18 protein-coding genes are annotated in these 16,377 nt (G+C 39.2%); 11 read left to right on the forward strand and 7 right to left on the reverse strand.

The features are described 5' to 3' along the window. Positions 1-50 precede the first annotated feature (50 nt). The 10 genes from nosR to AC27E9_RS01785 all read left to right on the forward strand — a co-directional run bounded on the left by nosR (position 51) and on the right by AC27E9_RS01785 (position 10,341). On the forward strand, positions 51-2,180 hold the full coding sequence (nosR, locus tag AC27E9_RS01740; RefSeq protein ID WP_487126675.1) for a transcriptional regulator NosR: 2,130 nt from the start codon (positions 51-53) through the stop codon (positions 2,178-2,180). 45 nt (positions 2,181-2,225) lie between these two features. Then, on the forward strand, positions 2,226-4,115 hold the full coding sequence (gene nosZ, locus AC27E9_RS01745; protein ID WP_487126677.1) for a TAT-dependent nitrous-oxide reductase: 1,890 nt from the start codon (positions 2,226-2,228) through the stop codon (positions 4,113-4,115). A gap of 152 nt (positions 4,116-4,267) precedes the next feature. Continuing rightward, complete coding sequence (locus AC27E9_RS01750; protein ID WP_487126679.1) at positions 4,268-5,647, forward strand: nitrous oxide reductase family maturation protein NosD; 1,380 nt, start codon at positions 4,268-4,270, stop codon at positions 5,645-5,647. Between the two features lie 2 nt (positions 5,648-5,649). Continuing rightward, positions 5,650-6,591, forward strand: a complete 942-nt coding sequence (locus AC27E9_RS01755; RefSeq protein WP_487126681.1) for an ABC transporter ATP-binding protein — start codon at positions 5,650-5,652, stop codon at positions 6,589-6,591. Further along, a complete protein-coding gene (locus AC27E9_RS01760; protein ID WP_487126683.1) occupies positions 6,591-7,409 on the forward strand; it encodes an ABC transporter permease in 819 nt (272 codons plus the stop codon). The genes AC27E9_RS01755 and AC27E9_RS01760 overlap by 1 nt, the downstream gene beginning before the upstream one ends. Positions 7,410-7,420: 11 nt before the next feature. Continuing rightward, a complete protein-coding gene (locus tag AC27E9_RS01765) occupies positions 7,421-7,921 on the forward strand; it encodes a nitrous oxide reductase accessory protein NosL (protein ID WP_487126684.1) in 501 nt (166 codons plus the stop codon). A 167-nt stretch (positions 7,922-8,088) separates the two neighbouring features. Continuing rightward, positions 8,089-8,667, forward strand: coding sequence for a DUF4136 domain-containing protein (locus tag AC27E9_RS01770; protein WP_487126686.1), 579 nt, complete (start codon positions 8,089-8,091; stop codon positions 8,665-8,667). Continuing rightward, a complete protein-coding gene (locus AC27E9_RS01775; RefSeq protein WP_487126688.1) occupies positions 8,667-9,164 on the forward strand; it encodes a hypothetical protein in 498 nt (165 codons plus the stop codon). Before AC27E9_RS01770 ends, AC27E9_RS01775 begins: the two co-directional genes overlap by 1 nt. A gap of 74 nt (positions 9,165-9,238) precedes the next feature. After that, positions 9,239-9,562: a ribonuclease E inhibitor RraB gene (locus AC27E9_RS01780; protein WP_487126690.1), complete on the forward strand. Its 324-nt coding sequence runs from the start codon at positions 9,239-9,241 to the stop codon at positions 9,560-9,562. Between the two features lie 185 nt (positions 9,563-9,747). Further along, on the forward strand, positions 9,748-10,341 hold the full coding sequence (locus AC27E9_RS01785) for an outer membrane beta-barrel protein (protein ID WP_487126692.1): 594 nt from the start codon (positions 9,748-9,750) through the stop codon (positions 10,339-10,341). Positions 10,342-10,417: 76 nt separating this feature from the next. Here the strand turns inward: AC27E9_RS01785 and AC27E9_RS01790 are convergent, their stop codons facing one another. The 6 genes from AC27E9_RS01790 to AC27E9_RS01815 all read right to left on the reverse strand — a co-directional run bounded on the left by AC27E9_RS01790 (position 10,418) and on the right by AC27E9_RS01815 (position 14,829). Next, entirely contained in the window at positions 10,418-11,056 is a 639-nt protein-coding gene (locus AC27E9_RS01790) for a trimeric intracellular cation channel family protein (protein ID WP_487126694.1), read from the reverse strand. A 13-nt stretch (positions 11,057-11,069) separates the two neighbouring features. Then, positions 11,070-11,459 (reverse strand): rhodanese-like domain-containing protein, encoded by a 390-nt coding sequence (locus tag AC27E9_RS01795; RefSeq protein WP_487126696.1) that lies wholly within the window; start codon positions 11,457-11,459, stop codon positions 11,070-11,072. Positions 11,460-11,565: 106 nt separating this feature from the next. Then, on the reverse strand, positions 11,566-12,540 hold the full coding sequence (locus AC27E9_RS01800; protein WP_487126697.1) for a cobalamin biosynthesis protein CobD/CbiB: 975 nt from the start codon (positions 12,538-12,540) through the stop codon (positions 11,566-11,568). After that, on the reverse strand, positions 12,540-13,250 hold the full coding sequence (gene mtnN / locus AC27E9_RS01805) for a 5'-methylthioadenosine/S-adenosylhomocysteine nucleosidase (protein ID WP_487126699.1): 711 nt from the start codon (positions 13,248-13,250) through the stop codon (positions 12,540-12,542). Before mtnN ends, AC27E9_RS01800 begins: the two co-directional genes overlap by 1 nt. 173 nt (positions 13,251-13,423) lie before the next feature. Further along, the gene (locus AC27E9_RS01810; protein WP_487126701.1) at positions 13,424-14,083 is read right to left on the reverse strand and encodes a DUF2726 domain-containing protein; all 660 of its coding nucleotides are present in this window, start codon (positions 14,081-14,083) and stop codon (positions 13,424-13,426) included. 113 nt (positions 14,084-14,196) lie between these two features. Next, positions 14,197-14,829, reverse strand: coding sequence for a dUTP diphosphatase (locus tag AC27E9_RS01815; protein WP_487126702.1), 633 nt, complete (start codon positions 14,827-14,829; stop codon positions 14,197-14,199). A 151-nt stretch (positions 14,830-14,980) separates the two neighbouring features. On the opposite strand from AC27E9_RS01815, the gene AC27E9_RS01820 reads away from it, so the two are divergent. Continuing rightward, positions 14,981-15,319 carry a DUF2956 domain-containing protein gene (locus AC27E9_RS01820; protein WP_487126704.1) on the forward strand — a complete coding sequence of 113 codons (339 nt, stop codon included), beginning with the start codon at positions 14,981-14,983 and terminating at the stop codon, positions 15,317-15,319. Positions 15,320-15,346: 27 nt separating this feature from the next. Here the strand turns inward: AC27E9_RS01820 and ctlX are convergent, their stop codons facing one another. Then, positions 15,347-16,234, reverse strand: coding sequence for a citrulline utilization hydrolase CtlX (ctlX, locus tag AC27E9_RS01825; RefSeq protein WP_487126706.1), 888 nt, complete (start codon positions 16,232-16,234; stop codon positions 15,347-15,349). Between the last annotated feature and the right edge of the window lie 143 nt (positions 16,235-16,377).

The raw sequence follows: 16,377 nt of genomic DNA on the forward strand, positions 1-16,377 counted from the left end.
TTTTCGACAGCTTAACTTATATATTCAGGTTCTAAAGGTATAACGGAATAATGCTACTTTTCTTGTCGCGCTGTAAAAAGCCGTTAACGTTATTAACAGTTTTACTACTCTGGTTTAGCCAGTTTTCTGCCTACGCTTTATTTGTTAGTGAAGCACGTGATCCTATTCCTTTAATTCATGAAATTTTCCCGGAAGCGACCAAAGTTTCAGATAAAGTCGGTGATCCGCTTATTTGGACTATCTACAAGCAGGAAGACGTTATTGGGTACGCGTTTGAAACCAATGACATTGCAAGAATACCTGCCTATTCAGGCGAGCCTGTGAACATGTTAGTGGCAATCGATCCTAACGGTGTTTATCTTGGCGCAAAAGTGTTAGAACATCACGAACCTATTATCCTTGCTGGTATTCCCGAAAGTAAGTTATGGGCTTTTTCAGACCAATACCCGGGATTAAATGTTAGCGACCGCTTAAAAGTTGGTGGAAATGCTAAAGGTGACATGATCCACTTAGATGGTTTGTCAGGTGCTACTGTTACTGTGATGGTGATGAATGTTGCGATTACTAAAGCCGCCACCAAGGTTGCCCGCTCACTTGGAATTATAGAAGCAGCTGACGAAATTAAACAACCAATGGCAACCGTGTTCCCTGATGTTTATCAAAAAACTGATTGGCAAACATTGGTCGGTGATGGTTCAATTCGTAAGCTTTATTTGGATCGTAAAACCGTTGATGAAGCTTTTGTCGGTACCGAAGCTGAAAATATTGAACAAGCGTCGCTCGAACAAAAAGCAGATATGTTTGCTGAAGTTTACTTTGCACAAGCTGATATTCCGACGATTGGTCGTAATATTTTAGGTGATAGTGAATATGAATGGCTAATGAAAACTTTGCAACCTGGCGAGCATGCCATGGTGGTGCTAGGTAACGGTTATTCATTTAAGGGCTCTGGCTATGTACGCGGTGCTATTTTTGACCGTATCCAAATTTTACAAAACGATGCTGCTTTCGCTTTCCGTGATTTAGACCATAACCGAGTAACAGACATTTTTATTGATGGAGCGCCACGCTTCAAAGAAATGTCTTTGTTTATTGTTCGTGAACATCAAGAGTTTAACCCCGGCGTTGATTGGCAGTTTGAGTTATTAGTACGTCGTCAAATCGGAGCAATTGATAGTGTTTTTACTAGCTTTAAAGGCAGCTATCACGGTTTAGAGAAATACCTAGATCGTCCACCAATTATATTACCTGAGCCAGAATTAACGCTGACTCAACAAGTGTGGCAAGAAAAAAATACTGAAGTTGTGATACTAAGCATTTTGATGGTTTTGTTACTTGCCTCATTATTTTTCCAAGATATTTTAGTTAGACATCCTACCTTTATGCATAACTTCCGCCATGGTTTCTTGGTGATAACCGTCGTCTTTATTGGCTGGGTTTGGGGCGGACAATTATCTGTGGTGAATGTATTTACTTTCTTGCAAGCCTTTATGTCAGATTTTTCTTGGGACTTATTTTTACTAGACCCTGTGATCTTTATGCTCTGGGGTGCAGCGGCTGTCACTATGTTGTTATGGGGACGTGCGGTTTATTGTGGTTGGCTATGTCCGTTTGGAGCTTTACAAGAACTGATCAACGTATTTGCTCGTTATATTAAAATTCCACAGTTTGAATTACCGTGGGCAGTGCACGAACGTTTATGGGCGATTAAATATTTAGTGCTGTTAGGGTTATTTGCCTTATCACTTGATTCACTTGCGTTAGCTGAGCAATTTGCTGAAATTGAACCTTTTAAAACAACTTTCTTATTGAAGTTTGACCGTGAATGGCCGTTCATTCTTTATGCCGTAATACTATTAACAATTAACATTTTCAATCGTAAATTTTTCTGTCGCTACTTATGTCCATTAGGTGCAGCCCTTTCAACTAGCAACAGTGTGCGCTTATTTAGCTGGTTAAGACGTCGCCCAGAATGTGGCCAACCATGTAAAACCTGTGCGAAAGAATGTGAAATACAAGCGATTAATCCTGATGGCGAAATAAACATGCGTGAATGTCATTACTGTTTAGATTGTCAGGTTACCTATTTTAATGATGACAAATGTCCACCATTGAAAAAGCAAAAATATAAAAAAAATAAGTACAAAGAACAAGAAATAGCGGCAGTAAATGTCGGATAAAAATTTTCTATTAACACCAAACGAAGAAATCAACGGAGAACGTTAATGAGTAACAACGAAGAAAATGCAAAACACAATGAGTTGGAGAATGCCGACAGACGTAAGTTTTTCGGTAAAACAGCCTTAGTTGGTGCAGGCGCTGTTGCTGCTCCTATGACTGCTGCTATGTTTGCATCTATGGCGAAAGCTAATGCAGCGGAAGCGGCTAATAGCCCATTCGTACACCCAGGCGATTTAGATGAATACTATGGCTTCTGGAGTGGTGGTCACTCAGGTGAAGTACGTATTATGGGTATTCCATCTATGCGTGAATTAATGCGTATTCCAGTATTTAACATCGACAGTGCTACGGGTTGGGGTTTAACTGACGAAAGTAAGCGTATCAAAGGTGACAGTGCTCACTTACTTGCTGGCGACTCACATCACCCACACATGAGTATGACTGACGGTAGCTATAACGGTAAGTATGTATTCATTAACGATAAGGCAAACTCTCGTGTTGCTCGTATTCGTTGTGACGTAATGAAGTGTGACAAAATGCTAACCGTGCCAAACATCCAAGCGGTTCACGGTTTACGGGTACAAAAAGCACCGTACACTAAATACGTAGTTTGTAATGGTGAATTCGAAATTCCAATGAACAATGACGGCAAAGACGGTATGGAAGACGTAAGCACTTACCGTTCTTTGTATAACGTAATTAATGCTGAAACGATGGAAATGGCTTTCCAAGTAATGGTTGACGGTAACTTAGATAATACTGATGCTGATTACGACGGTAAATACTTCGCTTCAACTTGTTATAACTCAGAAATGGGCATGAACTTAGGTGAAATGATCACGGCTGAGCGTGACCATGTTGTAATCTTTAGCCTTGCTGCTTGTGAAGCTGCATTGAAAGCGGGTAAGTACAAAACTTACAATGGCAACAATGTACCAGTGTTAGATGGTCGTAAAGGCTCTGAATTAACACGTTACATTCCAGTTCCAAAATCACCTCACGGTTTAAACACTTCACCAAACGGTGAATACTTTGTTGCTAACGGTAAGTTATCACCAACCGTATCAATCATCTCTATCAAAAAATTAGATGATTTATTCGCTAATAAGATCCAACCTCGTGATGCGGTAGTTGCAGAGCCAGAATTAGGCTTAGGCCCTCTACATACGGCTTTCGATAATAAAGGTAACGCGTTTACCACTTTATTCTTAGATAGCCAAATTGCTAAATGGAATGTACAAGACGCAATTGATGCCCATAACGGCAAAAAAGTTAACTACATTCGTCAAAAACTAGATGTTCATTACCAACCGGGTCATAACCATACTTCACAGGGTGAAACTCGTGATGCCGATGGTAAATGGTTAATCTCTCTTTGTAAGTTCTCGAAAGACCGTTTCTTACCAGTAGGTCCTTTACGCCCTGAAAATGATCAATTAATTGATATTTCAGGTGATGAAATGAAACTTGTACATGATGGTCCAACATTCGCTGAACCTCATGACTGTATGATTGTTCATCGTAGTAAAATGAAGCCACTTAAATTATGGCCACGTACTGACCCTATCTTCGCTGAAACTATTGCTCAAGCGAAACGTGATGGTGTTGATGTTTACATGGACAATAAAGTGATTCGTGATGGCAAGAAAGTACGTGTTTACATGACGTCAATTGCGCCTAACTACGGTATGAACGAGTTTAAAGTTAAGTTAGGTGACGAAGTTACTGTTATCGTAACTAACCTTGACCAAGTTGAAGATGTAACACACGGTTTCTGTATGACGAACCACGGTGTACAAATGGAAATTGGTCCACAAGCTACGGCATCAATTACCTTTACGGCAAACCAACCAGGTGTACAATGGTACTACTGTAATTGGTTCTGTCACGCATTACATATGGAAATGCGCGGCCGTATGTTGGTTGAAGCTTAATATTTTATAATTAAGGCTAATATAGCTAAAGTAATAAAATTGTGACTTATGTCACGATTTTATTACACTTAGTTAACCCAGATCAAAGCATAACATTTAATCGATGTTATGCTTTTCCTTCTTATATAAGGCTAAAAAAGATTTTCTTTGATATGCATAAAAAATTCTTTGCTTTTTTATTGTTGTTCACAGCTATTTCGTTATCTGCGTATGGCAAAACGGTCATAGTTTCACCAAACGATAATTTACAACAAGTGCTCAACACCAGTTCTGATGGCGATATTGTAAAATTAATCGCAGGTCACTATCTAGGTAACTTTGTAATTACCAAGCAAATTACCTTACGCGGTAGTAGTGAAGGCGGCAAGCAAGGGAGCATTATCGATGCACAAGGTCGTGGGCATGCATTGGTACTAAAAAACTCACATATTACTATCGATAATCTAAATATTGTCAATTGGGGCGATGATCTTACTGAACAAAACTCAGGTATTTACTCCCACGAAAAAGTGGGCCATAACAAAGCTGACGGTCTAATTATTTCGAATAATACCCTTTCAGGTAGTGGTTTTGGTATTTGGTTAAACCATGTCACTAATACTCAAGTTTTCAATAATAAAGTTCAAGGAAATTTAGCATTACGCTCAGCAGATAGGGGTAATGGTATTCAAGTTGCAAATGTTACTCATAGTCATGTGTTTGATAACGAAACATCTCAATCACGTGATGGAATTTATGTGATTTCAAGTCAGAATAATTTAATAGAAAACAATATTATGCATGACTTACGTTATGGTATTCATTATATGTATTCGTACGATAATACGGTGATGAATAATACGGCTTATAATACTCGTGCAGGTTATGCGTTGATGAGTTCACGCCGTTTAACCATTAAAGATAATAAAACCACTGATTCAGAAGATTATGGTTTTTTACTTAATTTCATCACTGAATCGACATTTGAAGGTAACTATATTAAAGACGTTTGGACTAAGCCTGAAAATAAAGTGCTAGGTCGAGACGGTAAAGGTCTGTTTGTTTATAACTCAGCCTACAATACGATAACGAATAATTATATTGATACTGCCGAGATAGGTATCCATTTAACTGCCGGCTCTGAAAATACCAAGGTTTATGGCAATAGTTTTATAAACAACCCGGTGCAAGTGAAATATGTTTCTAACAAGAAGCAAGAATGGAGTTTTGAAGGTAAAGGTAATTACTGGAGCAACTATTTAGGCTGGGATATGAATGGCGATAATATTGGTGATGTTATTTTTGAGCCTAATGATGGAATTGATCAATTAATTTGGCAATATCCAGAAATGAAAATGATTATGGATAGTCCTGTGGTGCTTATATTGCGCTGGATTCAAAAAGAATTCCCGGTATTAAAACCACCAGGTGTTAAAGACAGCTTTCCGTTAATGCAATCATCAATGCCAATGAAAAAGGCAATTCATCGTGCTTCATCACCGATTAAAAGTGATGATAAATTAGCTGTAACAGCGAATAAGGCAAGTAATTAAAAATGAAAACACCCGTCGTTTCTTTAGAAAATGTCAGTAAGCATTACAAAAGTTTGCAGGCACTTTCATCTATAAACCTACAATTAGCACAAGGTGAAGTATTAGGTTTGTTCGGTCACAATGGTGCCGGCAAAACTACCATGATGAAGCTAATTTTAGGTGTTATTTCTGCCGATGCTGGTGATGTAACTGTGATGGGGATGAAACCCGATAACAAAGCTGCATGGCATATGCGTGCGAAAATGGGCTACTTACCCGAAAACGTGATGTTTTATGAGCAGTTAACGGGTTTAGAAGTATTGACCTATTTTGCCCGTTTAAAAGGCAAATCTAAAACTCATGCGAAAGCGTTATTGGAGCAAGTTGGTATTGCTCATGCCATGGGACGACAAGTAAAAACCTATTCAAAAGGTATGCGCCAACGTTTAGGCTTAGCACAAGCCTTTATTGGTGAGCCTAAATTATTACTGCTTGATGAACCAACAGTCGGCTTAGATCCAAGTGCGACAGCAGAGTTTTATCAAAGTGTTGACCAGCTAAAAACCCAAGGTACCAGCGTGGTCTTATGTTCACACGTATTACCTGGCGTTGAACAACATATTGACCGGGCGATGATTATTTCTGGTGGTAATACTTTAGCGCTAGGTACTATTGCAGAATTAAGAGCACAAGCTAATTTACCGACCCAAATCACTCCTCAGGGGCTTAATGGTGCATTGGCCGATGACAGCTTACTGCAACCTTATTTAGGGGCAACAGGGCAATTAGTGGTGCCTGAGCAGGAAAAGTTAATGGTGCTACGTCATTTATTAGCGGATGATTCATTGCAAGATATAGCAGTTGAATCAGCCAACCTTGAACAAGTTTATCAATATTATTTGGCAAAAACTGAGCGAAGCAAAGCGGATAAAATGACAACAAACAACAGTCAGGCAGGTGCGTAATGAGAGAAATAATTACTGTTGCCAATAAAGAGTTTCAAGACGGCTTACGCAATCGTTGGTTGTTATCTATTACACTAATTTTTGCCGTGCTTTCTGTCGGTTTAACTTATTTCGGTGCTGCTGCTTCGGGCACGGTTGGCCTAACATCTCTATCAACCACCATAGCGAGCTTGGCAAGCTTAGCGGTATTTTTAATTCCATTAATCGCCCTGTTGTTAAGCTACGACAGTTTTGTTGGCGAGCAAGAAGGTGGTACTTTACTGCTATTGTTAACGTATCCGTTAAGCAAAAATCAATTATTGCTGGGTAAATTTCTAGGGCAAGGCGGTATTATTGCTTTAGCAACTACATTAGGTTTTGGCGCTTCTGCTTTATTGCTGTTTATTCAGCATAACGATATCGCAATTATACAAACCTTTGGCTACTTTATTGTTAGTGCAACACTACTAGGGTTAAGCTTTACGGCAATTGCTTACATGATTAGCCTAGTGGCAAGTGAAAAGTCTAAAGCGGCAGGTGTTGCATTGATCACTTGGTTCTTTTTTGCTTTAGTTTTTGACTTGGCATTGCTAGCACTCTTAGTCGGTGCTGAAACAGGATTAAGCCAGTTAGCATTAACGCAAATAATGATGTTAAATCCCGCAGATATTTTCCGTTTAGTTAATTTAGCTGGTTTAGATAGCGCCGATGTTAATGGTGCTTTGGCCATTGCTATAAAAGCAAATCTTACTCAAGGCCAACTCTTATTTATATTAATGGCTTGGGTTGCGGCTCCATTAGCAATTGCTTCGCTTATATTTAAAAATAAAAAACTGTAAAGGTAACAACTATGTTTCGTAAATTATTCTTTTCTCTTATTTTAGTCACTCTAGTTGGTTGTTCTGAGCAGTCACAGCAGCAAGAAGTTATTCATCAGGCGGTGGCCATTGAAAGCAGCGATGAATGTCATCTATGCGGCATGCTAATCAGCAATTTTGCCGGGCCAAAAGCGGAATTATTTCGAAAAGGTGTTACCCAAGCTGACGGCAATGCCGTGAAAAAATTCTGTTCAACCCGTGATATGTTTAGTTTTTATCTTGATCCAGAAAACAAGCGCAATGTGACTAGTATTCTCGTGCACGACATGAGCAAAGCGCCGTGGGATGCACCAAAAGATGAGTTTTTTATCGACGCGCGAACAGCTTGGTATGTTATTGGTTCAAGTCAACGTGGGGCGATGGGAAAAACTTTGGCTAGTTTTTCTAAAAAAATTGATGCCGATGCTTTTGTTGTAGAGTTTGGCGGTAAAGTTATTGACTTCGATGCGGTTAACTATGATTCACTACAGTAGTAAATTTTAACCTCCATTTAAGTGCGTGCTTTCTCGCTCGTAAAGCCGTACGCACTTCTCAGTTTTATTTTAAGCGCTTTTTTGCTAGCTAGTTATATCGTCGTCGCCAGTTGTAATTTATATCTAGGTAGGTAATCTAGTCATATCATTTTTACTTTAAAATCGACATGAACAATATTAGATTACTGAGTTGCTTAGCGTTAATTTCCAGTCTATTTTCTTGCTCATCATCAAATGTGGCGACAACTTCCTTTCGCGGTAATTTTGATTTTTCCAACGTTGAAAGTTACAGCACTTATGATCGAAACTCATCATTTGGCGAGTTACAAAATCTGAGTGATAGTACGCGTAATACTATTGAGCTTGCGATAGAGCAAGGCTTTGACGGCAATGGTTTTAGTTATAAAACCCTAAAAAAAGCTGATATCGTTATTGCCTACCATGTTATTAATCATAATTTTAATGAGCTTAAAAATTATAATAGAGAAGTAAAATATTGTGGTTATTGTTTAAAGGCTGGACAAGCATCTCGCATAGAATTACAGGCTAAGTTTCGTCCTGGTAGTTTGATCCTTGATATTATTGACCCTAAAGCACAGCGCTCAGTTTGGCGCAGCGTTTATCCACTGGGCTTTAAAGAAAAAGATAACAGTCGAGAAATGCAGGAAAAAATTAATGATGCTGTCGATTCTATGTTGCAAGACTACCCTAAAAGTAGTTTATTTTTAGAAGCATCTAAAAACTAATGCTTAAGTGGCTGGTTATTACACTTATTGCTGTTGTAGGTTTTATGGCAATTTTGCTTGGGCTGGGTTATTTACTTAATGAAAATGAAAAGGCCACAACCGTATTAAAAGCACAGCTAGAACAACAAGCCTTGGCTGAGAAGCGGCGACAACAGCGCGTGCGTGAGCGCACCTCTATGGCCGATTATAGTCAAAGAGGTGAGCAATCTAATAAGCAAGTTTCAAAAATTGTGCAGCCTAATATTGAGGTGATGGCACAATTTGAAAAAACAGTTATCGATAACCTAACGTGTGTTTCATCATCTCAATGCCAAGCTATTACCGTTTCGTTTAAAAATAGCAACTGTACTCTAGCGATTAACGCTATAGGTGCTTCACTTATGCGTAAAATCAATACTCAATCGAGTCGCATTAACGCTTGCCCCGCTGCGATTGAAAATGCTGATGCTAGTTGCCAGCAAAATGTTTGTACGCTAGTGAGCAGCGGAGCTAATTAAGTTTTACCTGAACCGCGCACATTCGCAAAGTTTAAGGTTATAATGGCGGCAATATTTTTTAGGTAGCAATTTTTATGACATTTCCCAATGATGAAACAGGGCAAGTACTTGCTGAAATGCAAGCTGCAGGTATTGATTTAACAATCATGCACAAGGTGGTTTTTTTTCAATTATTTGAACAAGAACAACAAGCTAAGGCAATGCTAAGTCATTTAGCCGAGCACGCACCTGAAATGGTTGTAGAGCTAGTACCTGATGAAATGCCAAATGTATGGGATGTTAATTGTACGGTAAATATGACGCCTAGTTATGAAGGCATTGTTGCGCAAGAAGCTGAATTTGAACAATTAGCGGCTAAATTTAAAGGCTATAACGACGGCTGGGGCATTGAAGCTTAAGGTTATAGCGACATTTTACCTATATTCCCCAATTAACATTTTATATTCTTTGGGGAATAGCACCACCTCTCTGCAATTTTCTAGTACTTTCTTACATAAACCTACATCTTCAAAACACTTGTAAAACAGATTGAATGGAACTTCTATTTCACAATAGCTTCATCTAAATTACAAGGAATTAGCAGATGAAACTTTTTACTATTGTGACACCATTACTACTCGCCGCTGCGGTGAGCTACTCAGTTCAGGCGAGTGTCGAAAGTCCTCATAGCGTTGGCTTAGCTCTTTCAGGTGGCGGAATCGACTACAAAGGCAAGGATACTGATGGTACAGGCGTAGGCCAATCATATCTCTTCTATAACTACCAATTTCTACCTCATTATTATCTAGAAGTTGGCTTAGCAAGTGCTGAAGATGTAGATGATTGGAAATGTACAGAGCAAGAGCAAAGTGGCTGGGATTGTCGAACTGATAATGATCATTTTTCACTCGACGTTGATAACTATAGTCAAGACAGCTTAATTCTTGCGATTAAAACTGACCTTAATTTATCTAAACGCAATAGCCTTTATGCAAAAGCTGGCGTTGAATTTTATGAATATGAATTAAGCTTAGCACACAACAAGCTAGCAGATGAGTCTGGGGCTGGTCTTTATGTTGAAGCTGGCTGGCAGTATCGTTGGGATAATGGCATGGGCATTAATGCAGGTGTTCAACATCATAATCTAGGTGACTTAGAAAGAACAAGCGCAACAGTTGGTGTTAGTTATTCATTCTAAAAAACGGTTTGAAGGTTAAAACTCTGCGCTTTAAACAGTTCAGGGAGGCAAAGGCCGGTTTATGTCATATTGATATTTATCGGCCTTTTTTTCTTTCGTCTGCCTCTAAAATTTGGAAGGCAGGTAGCGTTACCCGCCAATAAATAGCCGCTAATCTTAACAACAATGCCCCTAAAATAGCGCCTACAATCGCGATAGGCTCAGGTAGAGAAAAGTGCCTGAATAAAGTATATAAACTGCCTCCTAAAATAGCGGCAGTGGCATAAATTTCTTGTCGTAAGATCATAGGAATAACATTACAAAGCACGTCTCTGATCATGCCGCCAGCAACACCTGTCATCATGCCCATAACAATAGCGACAGGAATTGCTGCATCTAAACTTAGTGCTTTTTCTGTACCTAATACAGCGAACAGGGCGAGACCAAATGCGTCTGAAATTAATAAAAAGCGTTTAGGAATTCGACGTGGGCAGCGAATAAAAATGATTGTTAGAACTGCTGTTGCAAGAATTACATAAAGGTAAATTGGGTTTTCAACCCAAAAAACAGGTGTTTGTAAAATAACATCGCGAATGGTGCCGCCACCAATGGCAGTAACGGCGGAAAGTACGACAACGCCAAATGGATCAAGCTTATAACGACCAGCCATTAATGCCCCAGACAAGGCAAAAACAACCACTCCAAATAAATCTAACCAATAAAGTAACTCTGACATTGTCTATTAACTATTATTTTTCCAGTGGAAGGCCAGCAGCCATCCAACCATTCATGTCGCCAACTAGATGGCGAAGGTCGCTAAAACCAGCTTCGCGTAGGGCATCTTCAGCACTTACCGCACGTCGACCAGAGCGGCAATGCACGACGACGGTTTGATCTTTAAAGGCAATAATTTTACTCAGGTTTTTTTCTATTTGGTCGTGGCTGATATTAATTGCCCCTTTAATATGCCCCTGAGCAAATTCTTCAGGTGTACGCACATCTAAGACAATAGTTTTGGTTTCAGGTATCGATAGCGAGGTAATCAGCTCTTGTTGGGTAATGGTTGGTGTTTGCTCGGCGAAACTGGCAAAAGCACACAGGCTTAGCACTAAAAGTAGAGTTGATTTAATAAATTTCATCTGAGTTCCCTGTTGCAAAAAAGCTGCAAAATTATCTGCGGTTAAATGTTGAAAAGACAATATGCACTCTTTTTGTACTAATATCAAAAAACTGTTTTATTTTGTGTTAACGTCCTGATGTTGTAAATGAAATTATCATTAACATCATCACCAATAATATACAGATATAAAGAGCATAATTGATACGCTTATTAGCATGAATAATATCGGTAGCTTGCGGTTGGCGGGCATGGTCATTAAAGCTCACTTTTCTCAGCTTTGTACCCTGATACATGGCAACACCACTAAGTTTAACTTCTAGCCCTAATGCTAATATGTGTAGCAATAAGCCATTGCCCATTGTTAGGAATTTTCCGCTTGTTAAGCGCCAATTTAATAACGTGTTTTGGCCAATAGTTCCGAGTAGTAAAATGATCGCAAATAGTCGCGACGGCAACCATTGTAGTAGCTGAACAATATGGTTTATGGCGGCGCCAAAATGTCGGTAACGACCTAGTTTAACGTTCCATACATAGTGCATTTCGATTAATAAGCGAAACGACAAGGCAGCAAGGGGACCAAAAATAAGATAATAAAAGCCAACGCAAACCAGCAGTTGAGAACTACGTAAAACTTGCATTTCAATACAAGCTTTACTTAAACCTAAAGTCGATAACTGCTCTGTTTGTCGTAATAGCAGAGATGAAAGAGCTTGTTTCGCTAAATAACTATTGTTGGCGACGAGCTCACGAGCAACTGTTTTATTTATTCGCCCTAAACCGATATTACCTAGTGCAAGGTAAAGCAGTAAGCCATGCCAAAGCCAAGGCACTTCGATAAAGGTTTCAAATAGCCATAAAATAGCAACCAGTGGAGTTAAGGTTACTAGAATAGCGATTAATCCTGAAATATTTTGCTGACGAGCGCTATTGCTTGCCTTGTTGACTTTGTCTGCAAGGCGTTGGCAATAGAAATTAAAAAAAGATAACGGCTGATGAGTAATAAATGCGCCAATAATAGCTTTTATTGTAATAACGAGTAACAGCATAGCTGCACTCGAATATAAGTAAGGACTGGCTAAGATATTACTCAAATTTGCCATTAGCTTAATGATTTTCCTTCTAGCGCTGCAAGCATGCTAGTAACTAATTGAGAAGAGTTTACCGATGCAGTTTCTAAGTATGCTTCAAAAGAGCTTGGTGACTCTTTACCCGCAATATCAGACATTGAACGAATGACCACAAATGGCGTTCCAAACTGATGACAAGTATGGGCAATAGCAGCACCTTCCATTTCAACAGCAGCCATATTTGGGAAATTTTTGCGTGCTTTAGCAATGTCGTCATCTTTAGTCATAAAGGTATCACCTGTGGTGATCAATCCAACTAAGGTTTGAACATTTTCGAGTGAGTTAATACCTTCTTTTGCAGCATCAACAAGTGCTGAGTGTGGTATATACGCTGGAGGATTTGCTGGTAGCTGACCAATTTCATAGCCAAATGCGGTTACATCAACATCGTGATAACGTACTTCTGAGCTAATCACAATATCGCCTACTTTTAATGATTGGTCGAAACCGCCGGCTGAGCCTGTATTTACTACGTAGTCTGGTTGAAATTTATCAATAAGAATAGCTGTGGCTAATGCAGCAGCAACTTTACCAATACCTGATTGTACAATAACCACATCTGAGCCATTTAATTGCCCTTGATAGAATGTGTAGCCGGCGTGTGTTGATGTCTCACAATTTGCTAATTTTGCCTTCAAAATTGCAACTTCTGGCTCCATTGCGCCAATAATACCTGCTTTCATTAACTTTAATCCTAATCATATTTGCGAAAACTTTCGCGGTTGTTTATCGACGCATTATATCGTGACTTACGACTAAAAGCTTTTATTCGAATCAACAAAAAAGCAGACAATAATGCCTGCTTTCATATTCAATGCTGATTTATTTAAGCGCTTATTTAAAAGTTTTTCAATAACTAATGCGGTAAGGCTGCAACTTGTGGTGATGCTAATTGTCCTTGCATTGCTGGGTTGTCATGTTGCAATTGTGCTTTTGCTGCACTTGGCGACAACGCGCCAACACTTCTTGGCCTTGCTTTAACAAGTGGTGCTGGAATTACTCGTCCTTTCACCTTTGGAGAAGGGGCATTGTTGCCTAAAATTCGGCTATTAATACAGGCTCGAATTTCATCAATGGTGTAATTAGGCTTAACTTTAATACGTATATGAGGCACAGCTGCGGCTTCTAATGCGCCGCTGACAAACCAGTCTTTTTTCACTTTGTAGCCTTTGCCTTGGGTATCAACTAAATCAATTGCGCCGAGCAGCTTCATTGAATCACGATCACAAATTACAAAGTCTAAATATTTATTATTGGCATTATTAACCGCTGTTTGGCTAGCACGATTAGAAACACCATTGCGAATGGTGACTATGTCAGCAAGTTTAACGCGATTTAAGATGCGGTATCTTCCACCCATAGCTTGCTCAACAAGAATTTGAAAATTCTTCTCCGCAGGGGTAAAAATGGCAGTTTTACGATCAAAAGGGAAAGGGAAGCTGTTATCGTTTAAGCGGCTTGCAAGCATAGCAACAATAACAATTAGGCTGATCATAGCAAATAGAATGAGTTCCATAGACATCTCCGGCAGTTCAAATTCTTGACGTTTATCTTCTAAAACCAAATAAAGCAGAAATTGTGCCAGAGATGTGAATATGAAAATTATATTAACAAGTTAGCTCATTGATATTATTTTGGGTATTTAGCTTCGAGAGCTGCGTATAGTTGCTGTTGAAAGTCAGCTGCACTGGCGTCTAAGCTGTTAACTAAGTTTGCTAAAACTTCGTTATCTTCTTCACCATGCCAGATTTTAATATAACTACCTTCTTTATAACCGTGATCTTGACGGAAGAAGTTAAGGGTATTTTTGCCAACATATTGGCGGAACAGTTCATCTAAGCCCATCGACATTAAACGCATACAGTCAGCTAATGCTATGGCGTTAAATGCTTTGTTACTTACAGCTGCAGATGCAAGGTTCTCTAAGGCAATTTTAAAATCTTGTTCGCCACTATTTTGTGTTAATTCTGCTGATAACGTGTCGGTAATTTCTTCAATGCTGTCACCAGCCATTAAGCGTAAGCTTAAGCCAAAGTGAAAAATATCTACCAATTCAAGCTGTACTTGTGCAACGTCAATTTCTTGATGTTTCCACCATTTCCACCCGTGATGATCTAACATCTCGGCACATTCCACCCAAATGGCACGATACCACTCGTAGTTGTTATCTCGCCAAGTTTCACTAACGCGTGAATTCATGGCATCTTGCATTGATAACATTTGGATGATTTGATTTTTTGCGGTGCTAAGTGAGTCGCTCATTGTTTTCTCTATATTATTGGAAATTAATATCAATTAAATCAGATGCTGATAGTTTGCCGCAGCCAGTATAAACTAACAAGCACTGTACTTAAATTATTGTCTGAATAATGGCAATATAATGGCATTTGAAGTAGACGAATAAGGACTAACTTTGACAAATAAAGTTTCGACCGAGGTGCAACAAGAAGCAATGCGAATTGCTAAAGGCACCCAGAAAAAAGGCCAAACTAAAGAGCAAACGAAATTGGTCGCTCAAGGCATTGAAAAGGGGATTAGTGAATATAAAAAACAGCAAAAAATAAAATCCCGTGAGCGTGATAAACAGCGTAAAAAAAGTTTGTCGGCTAAAGTTAGCGCAGTTGAAACAGCCGAGCTAACTACACAATCGTCTGAGAGTAAAGAAACAGCTAAAAACAGAATATTAGCGATTTTGTTCCCTTGGATGTTACTTGCTTTGAGCTGGGGATACTTTCTCTTTACCTCAAGCTAGCCTTGATTTACTTACTCATTGTCATTGCTAACGTTTTGATAAGTGAATACCGGCTAACATGCAACGAATAGAGCCGCCGGCAAGTTCAAAGGTACTAACGTCAATTGACACAAGTTGTACGCTTTCACTGATTTGTTGAATTTGCCTTTGGCTTAGCGCATTAAAGGCACTTTGTGATAAGGCGAGAATCCTCTGGTCGCTTCCTTGTAACTCTATGGCATTACCGCAAAAGGCATTTATTTGTTGCTCGGTTAACGTGATTACCTGCCGACCAGAGAGTTTAAAGCGTTGCAAAATTTCTTCTCGTCGCGCGATATTCGGTATCATCTCGGGTGCCAATAAAACAAATTCTGTGGCAATACACATTAGTACATTGGTGTGATAAACACTTTGCCCTGCGTGATTTACGGCGTCAAATAACATAGGTTCATAGTTAAAGTGTGTACAAAAGCGCTCAAGTGCTAAAGAGTTTGCTCGTTTTGATTGCACAGCGTACGCGACCCGGTCTAAATGATCTAATACCATTGCCCCTGTACCTTCTAAATAAATTTCATCTTGCTCCAAACCTGAGTAGTCAACTATGTCCTGTACTCGATATTGCTGTTTAAGCAATTCGATAACATCGCTGCGTCGTTCTAGGCGGCGGTTATTGGCATACATAGGGTAAACGGCAATATGACCGCCACTGTGGGTTGAAAACCAATTATTGGGAAATACTGAATCAGGTGTTTTTAAGCTTTCGTCTTCAAACATATGCACTGTTATACCGTATTTTTCCAAGCTTTCTTTTGCTTGGCTAATTTCCTTATACGCAGCCTCGGCAATTACTTTTGGTGTCGCAGCGAGCTGTTTTGACTGAAAACTATTGTCTGCTTGCGTTTCTGGGTTCGGTAAAAAATGATGTGGTCTGATCATAATAACACTCTGGGGTGCTTGTGGATTGATAATGCTCAAAGTGATATTTCTCAAATGAAGTTAAACAGTAAGGTAAGTGTAAATTTTATTATTGTTAGTTAAAATGTCATTATTATTGATATATTTCGCTATTTTTTATCACT

The sequence above is a fragment of the Colwellia meonggei genome, from assembly GCF_057537295.1.